Origin of the sequence: Parashewanella spongiae (assembly GCF_004358345.1) — a bacterium.
GTDB classification, from domain to species: Bacteria; Pseudomonadota; Gammaproteobacteria; order Enterobacterales; family Shewanellaceae; genus Parashewanella; species Parashewanella spongiae.
On record NZ_CP037952.1, the window covers coordinates 5,371,220 to 5,385,156 of the forward strand.

The following is a 13,937-nucleotide window of genomic DNA, read 5'->3' on the forward strand; positions in this document are numbered from 1 at the left end:
CGTCACTCCACATAAGGCTGGAAACGAAGTAACGACCGTTTTGTATGTCGGTAGTCTAGAAACTATGAAGGACAGTAACTCAACTACCCTTTAGTTAACACAACACAAGGGGAATATTATGAGCACCGTCCTTCAAGTAAAAGATAACGCAAAATTTGTTAATTTGTAAGTAGTCGACTAAAAGTTTTTTAAATCACAAAACTATTCAGAAAATTGAAGTTCCTCATAAAATTTTATTTTAAATATTAGTACCCTAAATATAGTTTTATCTCATGTGCGAGAGTTATCATGAAAAGAGTCGTAGCACTTTCAGAATTTGAAATTGAAACATTGAAAGCAGCCGTAGCACATCATCCCAAACATCGTAGTCGAACCAGAGCACACGCATTTCTGTTAAGTAATAAGAAGTTTTCAATTAAACAGATAGCTGACATTTTCGAAGTTTGCGAAATTACAGTATCAAACTGGATTACCGCTTAGTACGAGCAAGGTGTCTCAAGTTTATTTGATGACAAACGTTCAGGTCGACCTAGCATTTACTCCCAAGAGGAAGCTTCACTCTTAAAATCATTTGGGTGTAGATCTTTTTGATCGACGAAAACCATGAAAAGATCATTAATTATCAATTGGATGGGTTTAATAAATGGTGCGAAAGGAGCAATTTTATAGTACTTATCAGTTTCCACACACAACAAGTATATAAAAAGGCTCCTTTCATGAAACTAGCATACTCAAACTCACTCGAATTTTCATTCTTTTCTGAAGCCAAATTGCAATTTGAACGTATTATTTCGCACCTCGAAGACGAGCAAGTTAAGCAAGAGAGCCATGGAGAAGTTGAAGCTTATATCGATACCGAAGGAACTGAGTTGTTGCGGTGTTTATTACAGGGTTTCTTAGATATCAAAACCGCTGAAGAGCCCCGTCAGCAAGTTTGTTCCAACCGTGACATTGCATTGAATCATTTGAAAAATAACTGCAAACGAAACTTAGAAAGTTTATTTGGTACCGTAACGATGCATCGAAAAGGTTACAGTCAACGTCGGTGTGATAGCGTGTTTCCAATGGATGGTGAGCTGAATCTTTCGAAAGATAAATACTCTGATGGTGTACGCCTAAGACTCGCTACAGAAGCAGTCAAAGGCTCATATGATGATGCAGTAAGCTCAATAGATACCACCACAGGTGCGCACGTGCCCAAGCGACAAGCAAGGCAAATTGTGCAGGATATTGCACAAGATTTTGATGGTTTTTATCTCCAGCAGAGATACCTTAAGCCAGAAAATACATCTGATTTACTGGTATTGACTATGGATGGAAAAGGCATCGTTATGCAACCTAATAGCTTGAGAGAGGGCACGCAAAAAGCAGCGAAACAACAGAAGCTCAAAGGACGCCTAAGTGCTGGAGAAAAAAAAGACCGCAAACGAATGGCAGAAGTTGCAGCGGTATACACCACCAAGCCTTTGCATCGTACCCCAGAATCAATCATGTCTAGAAACGATAATTCAAATGTTCGTCCATTACGTGTGCCACCAAGAAATAAACGTGTGTGGGCAAGCGTAGAAAGAAGCGCTGCGACTGTGATTGAAGAAGCATTTTTAGAAGCTCTGGAACGAGACCCAACTCAAAGCTGTCAGTGGGTTGTACTCGTTGATGGTCATCCTCATCAGCTAAAACAAATTTATCGGGTGATGAAGAAACTCAACATCAATGCAACGGTGGTCATGGATTTCATCCATGTGCTTGAATATCTCTGGAAAGCGGCGTGGTGCTTATTTGAAAAAGATGATCCAGAAGTCGAAGATTGGATAGAAAAGCGAGCGACTGAAATCTTACGAGGTAATGCGTCACAAGTAGCAAAAGGCCTTGGGATCAGTGCAACAAAACGGAAATTAAAACAACGAGAAGGCATTAATAAGTGCATCGGTTATCTATTGAAAAATAAATCAAGATTAGAATACGGTAAAGCGTTAGAGCAAGGTTTCCCAATTGCTAGCGGTGTCATTGAGGGAGCTTGTCGTCATCTGATTAATGATAGGTTGGATATCACTGGAGCGAGATGGAGTCTTGAAGGTGCAGAAGCTATATTAAAACTTAGGTCGTTAAGATCGAGTGGTGATATTGAAAAGTATTGGGAGTATCACAAAAAGCAATCCAAACAGAGGTTATACAGATGTGGATAACTTCGTCGTTTTAAAAGACCCACACCCAAATCATTTGTTTATGAAGAGCCTCATCAACTTAAAAGAGCGCAGTCTTTAATACAGAATTCAACAGGTAAAGAATGCAGTCTAGGCACAGTAAAACGGACGATAAATAAAATTTAACTACAGCCATAAACGCATGAGACATTCACTTAAAAAACAGCGAAATGAAGTCTATTTTGAAAGAGCCTACGATGAATTAGTGAGTTGTGTAGAAATGGAAAAGGAAGGGGTAATAGATCTTTATTATTTTGATGAATCAGGCTTTTCCCAGAAGTCGAACTTACCGTATGGTTGGAGCGAAAAAGGCGTTGCTATTGAATGCACTGCATATCAAAACAGCAAGAAACTAAACGTACTTGGCTTTTTGAGTAGGCAAGGTAAGGTTGTTTACCACGAAGTTGAGTGCACAGTGAATACAGACATTTATAGTGAAGATACCTACTGATAATGAAGAATATAAATTTAAAGTAAAGAGGGGTTATTACGCAAGAGGACATTATTCGAATTTTGATCTTTACGATCAGATGCAATTATTACGACCTCATCAGGTGCCTATATTATAAGTCCCTTTTTCAGCTGACACTATATAGTTAGGAAACGATTTAGACAAAGCATCATTCAAGAGTTAAGAAAGCGATCTATCTAAAATAAATTTCCGTAAATCACGCTCTTCACGCATAACAAAAAGTATGTAGATGCTACTGTTATCTTGTTTATAGAAAATGCGACATGGAGGTACGATTACTTCTCGGTAACTTAAATGCTGTAACTCAGGTGGAATTCGTCCAGAGCTAGGAAAGTCTTCTAAACGTTCGACACTTTTAAAAACGTTTTGAACTAGTGTTTTGGCTGCTGTGATATTGTTTAAAGCAATATATTCGGCGATATCATTTAAGTCTGATAAGGCTGGTTCAGTCCAAACTATTTTAGCCATTTAGACATCGATTCCTTAGCTTCTTCAAGAGTTGAAGTTCTATTCTCAATAATTGCTCGTTCACCACGAGCTATACCTTCTAGAATCGTAAGTCGATTCTGCATGAATTCATAATCTTCCACATCTACTAAGTAGGCAGAGGGCTTACCATGTTCGGTGATAAGTACAGGCTCTTTGGTCAAGTGAAGATCTGCCAGTATTTTTGTAGCTTGGCGCTTAAGTGCTGTCACAAGTTCTACTTTCATTATTAAAGTCCATCCGTATTTTAAAGTAACACTAAAGTGACACTTTGAGTATAGTAAATATTAAATCAGCTTTAGAGTCAATGATGATGTTTAGATTTAATGAGAATGCTGTTCACCATTTAGGCTTGTGCCACGGCCTGTTACACCATTAGCGGTTAATAAGAAGTTGTTAGTTATGAACTTTAGTCTAAATACATTATTCGGTATGACATACTCAACTTACAGATCAATTAAACCTCCCTATTAAATCAGAGTACGATTTCACTGATGGAATGAATGATCAACAAAAATTAAAAATACAAAGTTTGAGAAACAGATTCTGCACTCAAGCAAGATATGGTGTGATAGAAGACGCTATTGAGGAGTTTATAAAAGATTACCCCGAAAGTGATTTAGCAATCAAGCTAGGTAACACAGTAAATAAAAAGGCAAAAAACAAAATAATTGTACAACAAAAACAAGACCTAAATCCCACAGCAAGCTATAATTTTCCAGAAAGTCTTATTATAAAAATGCTTAAATAATTTAAATAAGCACCCATGCAAATGTAATCGAATGATTCTGGCATACTCGCAGTGCGTAATACAAGGCGCAGCGATGGATGCATAGCCACTCCATTCAACCTGAGCTGGAACAACAATGCTTTTATTTCCTTTACAAACAAGACCTTGAAGATTTACACTTACAAAGCAAGTGCAAGCCAATCATTGATGGCTACAGTCTTGCCGTTAGCCGCATTATCAAGCATTTCGACCGCAGCCCTGATAACCTAGAGTATCGTGATCTCAAGCAGTATATTTCGATGCCCTATTTCAATCTCACTCTTGGGGTACCGTCAAAATTGTCCGCTATGGCTTGCAGTTTTTTTTACCGTATACGCTGAGTAAAGAGTAGCAGTGGTTGAACATCGTTAACCCCCAGCAAGTGAAACGCTTATCTGATGTCTTGTCCGTTGACGAGGTCACTTTGATTATCTGCCGTACCTATCAGCTTAGGACTTAGGAACTGTCCCAAAATAACTTCTGTGTAGTGTTTGCTTAAAACCATAATGTGGTTCAATATAAGCCTTCTAAACCTGCTTTCCTTGAAACTTTATGAACATTTACTCTCCTATTGTAAAAAACAAATGTTCCGTTTTTACAAGCCACTTAATCAACGAGATCATAGACGCTATGTTGCCATTGAAGCCTTAAACCGACTTATTTAAGTTCAATAGTTAAAGTTTATATGAAACCTTATTTAGATTAGTTGGCATTATCAGCATGTTTTGATTTACTTAACTGAAACTGACTTAACGTAAGAGGGTCGTATCATGCATATTGTCCCACTCATTCGAAGCCAAGCTTGGCAGAGTGATTGTGCTGAGCAGGGGCTGCAAAAAGCATCGGATTATTTGGCGCAACATGGATTATCAAAGGCTCGCGTTCAAGCAGTAATCGATGGTGACAATAACAAAATTATCTACATGGGTTTATTCGATAAACTCATTGATTCATTATTTCATCACAATAAAAAAGCAGAAGCTCTACAAGAGTTGGCGAACTGGTTAACCCCTGACTCCGAGGTGACTCCTGATGTTGAAGCTGGGATCAACGAGGCTACCGTGCAACAAGCTGTAAAGAGAAATGCTTATCAAGCTAAGTCACCAGCTTGTCACTATTTCTGTAAACTCAGAGCCTTAGCCAAAGATACAGGCTTATTTAAAGTCGAGGTCACTGACTCAAGATTTGTTGAATTTAAAATAGCCAATACATTTATGCGGAAAATTCCATTAAAAGAATTTTTAATGGATATTAGAAATGGGGAGGATGAAGCTTTATATCTGAACTATCAAGGCTGTGCGGCCGGCTTTTTTGAGAAAAACACCGATACAGTAAACCAATGGCTGTTCGCTCATAATGCCGCGCCAATCGAAAAAAAATATACGGCTCAGGGTAAGCTTAAACTCGAACTTCCCCACATACCCTATTTACTCAGTGCCTACCTATCTCTTTCGCCTGACGTCAGTGACGTTATGGAGTTAATCGACACCATGAACTGTGAAACATTGCATCATTGTTCACATGTTTCAGACTGGGCTGATGATGACGATGAGTTATTCCAACTTGTATGTTTTGGAAAGGCTTTAGCCTGCTGTATTCCGATTTCACAAGCAGCAACAAACACATCAGTGACACCTAAGCACAGTTTTTCTGACGTTAAATCGGCCGTTGACGAGCTGCAACCAAAAGAAACAGGACTTTCCATACCATTACATCCAGATGATTCAAAAAGTACTGAGATGATGTTATGGGATACTATCAGTCAATCGATGCTTCAATCAGCACGTCGAGCCCACCCTGACATAAAACAAGGGATAACCAATTCATGATTTGGCGTTTTGGATATTAAGACAGAACATCGAGTAGGGTGAGGCGTTAGTGCCTCATCCCTCTCACAGACCCGTACGTACGGGTCTCGTATACGGCTCCTGCTTAATTTTATTCAATTACTTTGTACTGAGCACATAGCCCGTTCGTACTTCTTCAAGATTGTATAGCCCCATCTCTGCAAACCATTTATTCGGCATTGCATAATGAGAGAGTGGACTACTTGCGTTCTTCTACTTCATCATTTGAATGAACTTAAATGGTGGCTTATAACCAAGTTGCTTAAGTCTGCGGTGTAGCCTACCTGGCTTTTTCCACAGTCTTAATTGTATGCTTCTCAGTCGTCGCCTTAACCATGCGGCTAGCTTCTTGAACTCGTTGCTCGCATTCGCTATTCGAAAATATTGGCTAAAACCTCTTAGTTTCGGGTTTAACTCTTTTATCACCCGTTGTAATGGCTTACCACCGTTGCGTTTGGTGAGCGCTTTAAGCTGCACTTTGAAGCTTTTCAGTTTCTTAGCTTGGATTGTCGTATAGTTACTGCCAATCTCTACTCCGAGAAACTTTACCCCATCATCACTATGAGTTATGTGAGTTTTGCTTCGATTTACTGTCAGCTTTAAGTCTTTTTCAAGTAGCTTTGTCGCTTGCTTCAGTGCATTATCTGCACCTTTGCGACTGTGACATAATATCAGGATATCATCTGCGTATCTGACCAATCGATGATTTCTACGTTTCATCTCTTGGTCAAAGGCATCAAGGTAGATATTCGCTATCAGTGGACTGATAACGCCACCTTGTGGACTTCCTGTTACTGTTGCTTGCCAGTTGCCTCCTACGATAACACCGCTTTCAAGGAACTGTTTTATCAACCTTAAGATACTGCCATCTTTTACCCTTCTGCTTATGCTCGTTAAGATTAGCTCTTGGTCGAGTAAGTCAAAGCATTTGGATAAATCCATATCCACCACATGTTTTAAGTCATATTGACGGATAAACATCGTGGCTTTGTTTATGGCATCATGGCCGCTTCTGTGTGGTCGATATCCATAGCTTGATGGATGGAACTGCTCTTCAAATATCGGACTTAGTATATCGTTTAGGCATTGTTGTACGATTCGGTCTCGAACCGTTGGTATCCCAAGCTTTCTCACTCCACCATCATCTTTCGGGATTTCTACCCGTTTGACGGCTGAAGGTCGGTATTGCTTGGTTTTGAGTTCGATAAGAAGTTTATCAAATTCGTTACTCAGATTTGAGGCGAATTGCTCTAAGCTCTGCTCATCAATTCCAGCAGTGCCTTTGGCTCTCCACACTTTCTTAAATCCGTTGTACAGTGATTCTTTGTTAAGTAAGCGACCATACAAGCTGTAATAAACTCTCATTGACCTCTCTGTGTGCGTTGTTTGGGTTCAGTGTCTTGTTTTCATCAGTTGGTGTATTTCACTCAGCCTCAAAGCCTTCTAGCCCTTGGTAATTTACTTTGATATGACTGAATTACTCCCGTATACGGCTTCGGTCTCCAGAGTCATTATTCCTAATGCCTCCAGTCGGAAATGCCTCACTCATCTTTTTTTTTTGTGATTTTCTGTATCTGTGAAAAAAAAATCCTGTCCATCACAAACTTAAATTAAGCTTCACCCCTTCGCCAACATCAAGGCTTTTGGCTGTTGATGCCGCCAATGAACTACGTCATTGGTCAATCCAGTTTTGCCCTCCACACCATTACTGGCTTTCATCGGCTGGATTTTACTCACTACTACGGGCTCATCGGCCACCTCGCACCAACTTCTACCTTGAGTTTCCTCTTGTATAAAAGCTTCTGGACTATCCCAGATAAGGTGTCAGGCTTCCCCAGTTACTGCACTCGCTCCCTGTTAGAAATCCCACCCTTAAGCACATGATTCTAAATAAATCGGCTGAACGCACAATTTAGCTTTAATCTATTGAAGTTAAATACAAAACTAAACAACCCTAATTCACCCATCAGGTGAGTGCTGAACATTCATATACTTGCCAAAATCACCGCTAGCTGCGTTATAAATTTTGCAAGTAGAAACGAAGTAACGACAGTTTTGTATGTCGGTAACCACTACTTGCTGCTATTCATGCCTTGCTATCAGTAATTTTTTCTGCGTATATGAACGCTCCCAACCGATTTATTTAGGATGATAGAGCTGACTGAGTATATGGCGTTGCGCTATTTCGCACGCTTACCTCTCTATTATGCCGAATCAGGTTCGCTTTCGCTGTGTACCTCTAACTTCCTATGGCTTCCTTCAGACCTTGCCGTTAGCCAACAACGCCCTTGCCATTCGGATTATCTTCCCCTCAGTCTGGGTGATACAGGCTTCTTTCTGCCTGTCGGGTTTGCCAGCTTCGCTGGGCAAACAAAAAAGACCGCCTAAGCGGTCTTTTTCAGTATTGAGCTGATGTATCGTGATTAATCAGAGATTAAGCAACAATTTTAGCTACAACACCAGCACCAACAGTACGACCACCTTCACGGATAGCGAAGCGTAAACCTTCGTCCATCGCGATTGGAGCAATCAAAGTAACAACCATTTGTACGTTGTCACCAGGCATTACCATCTCAACACCTTCTGGCAATTCGATAGTACCTGTCACGTCAGTTGTACGGAAGTAGAACTGTGGACGGTAGCCTTTGAAGAATGGAGTGTGACGTCCGCCTTCTTCTTTTGACAATACATAGATTTCTGATTCGAAAGTCGTATGTGGAGTGATTGAACCAGGCTGTGCCAATACTTGACCACGCTCAACTTCATCACGCTTAGTACCACGTAGTAGTACACCACAGTTTTCGCCAGCACGACCTTCGTCAAGCAGCTTACGGAACATTTCAACACCAGTACAAGTGGTTGAAGTCGTATCTTTGATACCAACGATTTCTACTTCGTCACCCACTTTAATGATACCGCGCTCAACTCGACCTGTAACAACAGTACCACGGCCTTGAATTGAGAACACATCTTCAATTGGAAGAATGAATGCACCGTCAATAGCACGCTCTGGCTCTGGGATGTAAGTGTCTAATGCGTTAGCAAGTTCAAGAATTTTCTCTTCCCACTGTGCTTCACCGTTAAGTGCACCTAATGCAGAACCTTGGATAACTGGTAGGTCATCACCTGGGAATTCGTATTCAGATAGAAGTTCACGAACTTCCATTTCTACTAGCTCTAGAAGCTCTTCATCGTCAACCATGTCACATTTGTTCATGAATACGATGATGAATGGTACACCAACCTGACGTGAAAGCAGGATGTGCTCACGTGTTTGTGGCATAGGGCCATCTGTAGAAGCTACTACTAGGATTGCGCCGTCCATCTGTGCCGCACCAGTAATCATGTTTTTAACATAATCCGCGTGACCTGGGCAGTCTACGTGTGCGTAGTGACGAGTTTCAGTGTCATACTCGATGTGAGAAGTATTAATCGTAATACCACGCTCACGCTCTTCTGGAGCATTATCGATTTGTGCGAAATCTTTAACGTCACCACCGAAAGCTTTGGTTAAAACGTGTGAGATCGCTGCAGTTAGAGTAGTTTTACCATGGTCAACGTGACCAATTGTACCTACGTTAACATGGGGTTTACTACGTTCAAATTTTTCTTTAGCCATGGGTATTGCCTCAGTCCGACGTTTTTGTGGTAGTTAAAATCTACATATAGCAAAAAACCGACGCAGTTTATTGCATCGAAATATTATGTTTAGGTATTTAAGCGCGAATTACATAAGGTTGGTGCTGAACGGCAGGATTTATCTGCCGACTTAATCCTATCGAGGATATGCTCTTAATATCGAGCTGTATCAGCAACTAAATTTGGAGCGGACGGCGGGAATCGAACCCGCGTTATCAGCTTGGAAGGCTGGAGTAATACCATTATACGACGTCCGCGCAACCTATGGTTAGGCTACCTAACTACCTAGAAAAATGGTGGAGGGAGAAGGATTCGAACCTTCGAAGGCTGAGCCGTCAGATTTACAGTCTGATCCCTTTGGCCACTCGGGAACCCCTCCAGAGAAATAAATGGTGCCGACACCAAGAGTCGAACTCGGGACCTACTGATTACAAGTCAGTTGCTCTACCAACTGAGCTATGTCGGCGCATCATTTCGGAACGGGATATTAGGTAAATGTCGGCCTAAGTGCAAGTGCAAAATGCAAATTATCTAAAAAAAAGTGCCAAATGTTGCTTTTTTCTACTTAAAATCACGTCTTGATTAAAAATAACACACTAGAGTAACAATTATTAACCACTGCATCCATTTCAGCTTCATGATGATTGTCGTGACAATTTGAATACGGTATTGTGCGTCCTTAATCTGAGGAAAAATAATGATATCTGCTCATTCAGCTCACCAAGCGTTATACCAATCTTTTCAGCGTGATCAATGGAGTGAGTTGCGTAACTCTGTGCCTATGACCCTTAATGAAAAAGATCTTGAGCAATTAAAAGGGATTAATGAGCGTCTATCACTGGCCGAAGTTACTGATATTTATTTGCCCTTAAGCCGATTATTAAACCTTATCATTAAATCTAAGCAGCAACGCAGTCGCGTTTTAGGCCAGTTTCTCAATAATGAACAACCAAAGACACCTTACATCATTAGTATTGCTGGAAGCGTTGCCGTAGGGAAAAGTACTACAGCGCGTATTCTTCAAGCATTGCTTCAACAATGGCCTGAACACCCTAAAGTGGAGTTATTGACTACGGATGGTTTTTTGTACCCGTTAGCGGAGTTAAAACAAAAAGGGTTGATGCAACGCAAAGGGTTCCCTGAAAGTTATGACATGAAAATGTTGGTAGATTTCATCTCTGATATAAAATCCGGTAAAGCCAACGTCAATGCACCTTTGTATTCTCACTTAAGCTATGACCGTATTACTGATAAACAGCAATCTGTTGTTCAGCCTGACATTCTGATCCTAGAAGGGTTAAACGTCTTACAAACAGGGCTTGATTCAAGCATCCAAACCCATCAACCGTTTGTATCAGACTTCGTCGATTTCTCCATTTACGTCGACGCCGATTATGATTTATTAAAACAGTGGTATATTGAACGCTTCTTACAGTTCCGTGATGGCGCGTTTGCAAATAAAAATTCCTATTTTCACCATTACGCTAGTTTAAATGATCCCACGGCCAATGACATTGCTGAGAATATTTGGGACACAATTAATGGCCCCAATTTAGTGCAAAACATCTTACCAACCCGCGAACGGGCGCATCTTATTTTACGTAAAGGCCGTGATCATTTAATGAATCAGGTGTTGTTGAGAAAGTAATCACAAATAGTCTTAATGAAAACTTTTAAATGTTAATTTAACGCCATTACTATCTATGGAAAGCACCGAATACGAACCAAGGGCTGGCTGAACATAAACTCTCTGTTCCATATGGCGCTTTATATCAGTCATCTCTTTTTCGTTGGTGGAAACAACCTCTTCAAGGCCTTTACCTTTCAATAGTTCACTAAGACCATTAAACGCTATAACATCCTCTGTTACAAATATTTTCATCAAATCATAAATGTTACGACCACAATCATCTTTTATATCGACTTTTGCTCCACGCTCTACTAATAGTCGGATAATCTGAGGGTTATTCTGAATTGCTGCCGCCATTAATGGAGTACGACCGGAAACGGCTCTAATATTTGTGCATGCGACCTGTTCATTCAAGTCAGGTTTATATTCTAATAATTTTTGAACTAAAGATAAGCCACTTTATCTTGCAAGCAAGCCAAAAAAGCGATGCTTGTGGGTACTCGAAAACCATTCCGCTTTCATTACTCTGTTGGTAGTTCACCTTATAACGGGCGATATAACGCCCTAGCTCAGGATGATTTTCCATCATTCTCAGGGCTTTCTCAGGACTCTCATCTGTAAATATCTCTATAAATTCATCATCACTACAAATTCTGTTTAGATTTGTTACATCACTCAACTTCGAAGCGCCAAAACTTTCGACCTGAAGATCTTTTAAAGAAACTCTTACAACCATTGATTCAAGCATATTTATACCAAACAGATATTTTAAATAACTTTATATGAAAAATGCTGAACAAAAGCCATACAACATTAATTTAACCTTACTTTTCGAACTGTTATCTCACCTCCAACAAACGCTTTTACTTCACCAGCGACTTCTAACAGCAGGGCGCCTTGGGCATCTATACCACGGCAAATACCTTCGACAACATTATCAGCCATTAAAAGCTTAATCGGTTTATCGCAATATAGATCCACTTGTTGCCAACGTTCAACAAACGCTGATAAACCCGATTGTTCAAATGCTTGAATATCAGCTTTAAGCTGTTGGTGTAGTGCAATAGCGAACTCCGTTTTATCCGGCAGTGTTTGCTGTGACACAATATCAGCCCACGGTTGGCCGATTTGTTCAGCCGCTGTTGTTGGCATCGACAAGTTAACTCCAGTGCCTATCACAACTTGGCATTCGCCATCGACTTGCCCAGACATCTCTACTAAAATGCCTGCCAGCTTCTTGCCTTCAAGATAAACATCATTTGGCCACTTTACTGCAACATCACTCAGTCCCAGCTTTTCTAATACGGCCGTTAACGAACAACCAACCACTAAACTCAACCCCATCGCTTGCGCCATACCTTGAGGAAATTGCCATAACATAGACGCATATAAGTGACTGCCATAAGGTGACGCCCATTTACGACCACGGCGACCACGTCCAGCACTTTGGTATTCAGCAATACAGATATCGCCTGACTTTAGCTCTTCAGCATGTTTGAGTACAAAGCTATTCGTGGAATCAATTTCGTCAAAGTAAAAACAGCGATTATCAATTTGATGTACTAGTGCATCACCATCAATCAGTGGCACTGGCTTTTCCAGCTTGTAACCTTTGCCTTTAACGCTATAAATACCAACCCCTGCTTGTTCCAGTGCATCAATATGATTGCTTATGGTCGCGCGAGTGACACCAAGCTGTTTTGCCAAATCTTCACCTGACACAAAGGTTTTTTGCTCATTGAGAACACTCAATATTTGGCGACGTCGCTGCCATTGTTCAGCCATAAAATTCAATCTCCCCATTTTTCCCGATTAAGCGTGGCTCGACTTCAAGCTTGACGCCAAAAACAGTCAATATTCTTTCTGCGATAAAGCTTGCTAATTGAATAATCTCTTTTCCTGTTGCACCGCCATGATTGACCAGCACAAGTGCTTGTGAATCATGAACGCCTACTTTTCCTATAGTGTGTCCTTTTAGCCCCGCGTGATCGATAAGCCAGCCAGCTGCTAGCTTGATTCCGTTATCATTGGGGTATGAAACTAATTGGGGAAACTGACTAATTAATTTTTGGAAGTCGTTATTTGAAACAATTGGATTTTTAAAAAAGCTGCCTACATTGCCTATCACGCTCGGATCCGGAAGTTTACTTTGCCTGATCTCACACACTCGATTAAAAATGGCCTTGGACGTAACGGTTTTAGAATTTAGGTTTTTTAACGGCCCATAGCTCAGCACAGGTTGCCATTGTTTCGATAATTTAAGACCGACACGTAATATAACGGTTTTATTTTTTAAATCCTTCTTGAAAATAGAATCTCGATAACTGAACTGGCAATCTTGAGCACTTAATCGGTGTAAGGTTTTAGTTTCAAGGTTAAAAAACTCAACCCAGTCACATACTTGTTCAAACTCGACGCCATAAGCACCAATATTTTGGATGGGTGCTGCACCGACGGTGCCCGGAATTAAGGCCAGATTCTCTAACCCATTTATCCCTTTGCTCACCATAGACTCAACTAACTGAGGCCAACTTTCTCCCGCAGCGATATTTAAAAAATAATCGTCATCATCTTCTGTGAGCGTAATGCCTGTAGATTCTATTTTGATGACTACGCCATTAAAGTCCTCGGTGAATACCAGATTACTGCCACCACCCAACACCAATAACGCTTCCTTTTCATTATTAACATCTTGGCAAAACTCAAGAATTGACTCATCACAACAAAGCCTGCGAAAACGACGACAACGCTGTGCCAGTCCAAGTGTGTTAAATTCAGTAAGGGATTGTTGAGTACCAAGCATAATATTGAATTCTGGAAATAAAAAAAACCATTGTACTGAGTAAATGGCTTTTTTACAGTAAACGTATTACACCCGTTGTGATTTAAT

The 13,937-nt window shown here is 40.5% G+C and carries 15 protein-coding genes and 3 tRNA genes; 6 read left to right on the forward strand and 12 right to left on the reverse strand.

All coding sequences use genetic code 11. The annotated features are described in order from the left end of the window. Positions 1–288: 288 nt before the first annotated feature. The 3 genes from E2I05_RS21390 (at position 289) to E2I05_RS21400 (ending at position 2,655) form a co-directional block, all read left to right on the forward strand. Positions 289–480, forward strand: a complete 192-nt coding sequence (locus E2I05_RS21390; RefSeq protein ID WP_133309841.1) for a helix-turn-helix domain-containing protein — start codon at positions 289–291, stop codon at positions 478–480. Positions 481–716: 236 nt separating this feature from the next. Continuing rightward, a complete protein-coding gene (locus E2I05_RS21395) occupies positions 717–2,186 on the forward strand; it encodes an ISKra4 family transposase (protein ID WP_133309842.1) in 1,470 nt (489 codons plus the stop codon). Positions 2,187–2,346: 160 nt separating this feature from the next. Next, entirely contained in the window at positions 2,347–2,655 is a 309-nt protein-coding gene (locus tag E2I05_RS21400) for a transposase (RefSeq protein ID WP_133309843.1), read from the forward strand. A gap of 180 nt (positions 2,656–2,835) precedes the next feature. Here the strand turns inward: E2I05_RS21400 and E2I05_RS21405 are convergent, their stop codons facing one another. Both E2I05_RS21405 and E2I05_RS21410 read right to left on the reverse strand, forming a co-directional pair. Further along, positions 2,836–3,144 carry a type II toxin-antitoxin system RelE/ParE family toxin gene (locus tag E2I05_RS21405; RefSeq protein WP_121855205.1) on the reverse strand — a complete coding sequence of 103 codons (309 nt, stop codon included), beginning with the start codon at positions 3,142–3,144 and terminating at the stop codon, positions 2,836–2,838. After that, complete coding sequence (locus E2I05_RS21410) at positions 3,132–3,389, reverse strand: type II toxin-antitoxin system Phd/YefM family antitoxin (protein ID WP_121855204.1); 258 nt, start codon at positions 3,387–3,389, stop codon at positions 3,132–3,134. Before E2I05_RS21410 ends, E2I05_RS21405 begins: the two co-directional genes overlap by 13 nt. A 272-nt stretch (positions 3,390–3,661) precedes the next feature. Here E2I05_RS21410 and E2I05_RS21415 point away from each other — a divergent pair, with 272 nt between their 5' ends. Together E2I05_RS21415 and E2I05_RS21420 are read left to right on the forward strand one after the other, a co-directional pair. Then, a complete protein-coding gene (locus E2I05_RS21415; protein ID WP_121855203.1) occupies positions 3,662–3,913 on the forward strand; it encodes a hypothetical protein in 252 nt (83 codons plus the stop codon). Positions 3,914–4,701: 788 nt separating this feature from the next. Beyond that, complete coding sequence (locus tag E2I05_RS21420; RefSeq protein WP_121855201.1) at positions 4,702–5,760, forward strand: hypothetical protein; 1,059 nt, start codon at positions 4,702–4,704, stop codon at positions 5,758–5,760. Positions 5,761–5,991: 231 nt separating this feature from the next. Here E2I05_RS21420 and ltrA read toward each other — a convergent pair whose 3' ends face one another. From ltrA to E2I05_RS21450, 6 genes are all read right to left on the reverse strand, one after another. Beyond that, positions 5,992–7,143 (reverse strand): group II intron reverse transcriptase/maturase, encoded by a 1,152-nt coding sequence (gene ltrA, locus E2I05_RS21425; protein WP_244935407.1) that lies wholly within the window; start codon positions 7,141–7,143, stop codon positions 5,992–5,994. A gap of 252 nt (positions 7,144–7,395) precedes the next feature. Next, a complete protein-coding gene (locus E2I05_RS22200; protein WP_170179663.1) occupies positions 7,396–7,536 on the reverse strand; it encodes a hypothetical protein in 141 nt (46 codons plus the stop codon). A 676-nt stretch (positions 7,537–8,212) separates the two neighbouring features. Then, positions 8,213–9,397, reverse strand: coding sequence for an elongation factor Tu (gene tuf, locus E2I05_RS21435; RefSeq protein WP_133309412.1), 1,185 nt, complete (start codon positions 9,395–9,397; stop codon positions 8,213–8,215). Between the two features lie 203 nt (positions 9,398–9,600). Next, positions 9,601–9,674, reverse strand: a tRNA-Gly gene (locus E2I05_RS21440). Positions 9,675–9,711: 37 nt separating this feature from the next. Beyond that, positions 9,712–9,796 (reverse strand) — tRNA-Tyr (locus E2I05_RS21445). Between the two features lie 11 nt (positions 9,797–9,807). Further along, positions 9,808–9,883 (reverse strand) — tRNA-Thr (locus E2I05_RS21450). A gap of 231 nt (positions 9,884–10,114) precedes the next feature. Between E2I05_RS21450 and coaA the strand changes: the two genes are divergently transcribed. Next, entirely contained in the window at positions 10,115–11,065 is a 951-nt protein-coding gene (gene coaA, locus E2I05_RS21455; RefSeq protein WP_121855032.1) for a type I pantothenate kinase, read from the forward strand. 12 nt (positions 11,066–11,077) lie between these two features. Here coaA and E2I05_RS21460 read toward each other — a convergent pair whose 3' ends face one another. The 4 genes from E2I05_RS21460 to murB all read right to left on the reverse strand — a co-directional run bounded on the left by E2I05_RS21460 (position 11,078) and on the right by murB (position 13,850). Further along, positions 11,078–11,461 (reverse strand): ankyrin repeat domain-containing protein, encoded by a 384-nt coding sequence (locus E2I05_RS21460; RefSeq protein ID WP_121855031.1) that lies wholly within the window; start codon positions 11,459–11,461, stop codon positions 11,078–11,080. Between the two features lie 7 nt (positions 11,462–11,468). Continuing rightward, positions 11,469–11,795, reverse strand: coding sequence for a hypothetical protein (locus tag E2I05_RS21465; RefSeq protein WP_121855030.1), 327 nt, complete (start codon positions 11,793–11,795; stop codon positions 11,469–11,471). A gap of 65 nt (positions 11,796–11,860) precedes the next feature. Continuing rightward, the gene (gene birA, locus E2I05_RS21470) at positions 11,861–12,832 is read right to left on the reverse strand and encodes a bifunctional biotin--[acetyl-CoA-carboxylase] ligase/biotin operon repressor BirA (protein ID WP_121855029.1); all 972 of its coding nucleotides are present in this window, start codon (positions 12,830–12,832) and stop codon (positions 11,861–11,863) included. After that, on the reverse strand, positions 12,825–13,850 hold the full coding sequence (gene murB / locus E2I05_RS21475) for a UDP-N-acetylmuramate dehydrogenase (RefSeq protein ID WP_121855028.1): 1,026 nt from the start codon (positions 13,848–13,850) through the stop codon (positions 12,825–12,827). The genes birA and murB overlap by 8 nt, the downstream gene beginning before the upstream one ends. Positions 13,851–13,937: the final 87 nt, after the last annotated feature.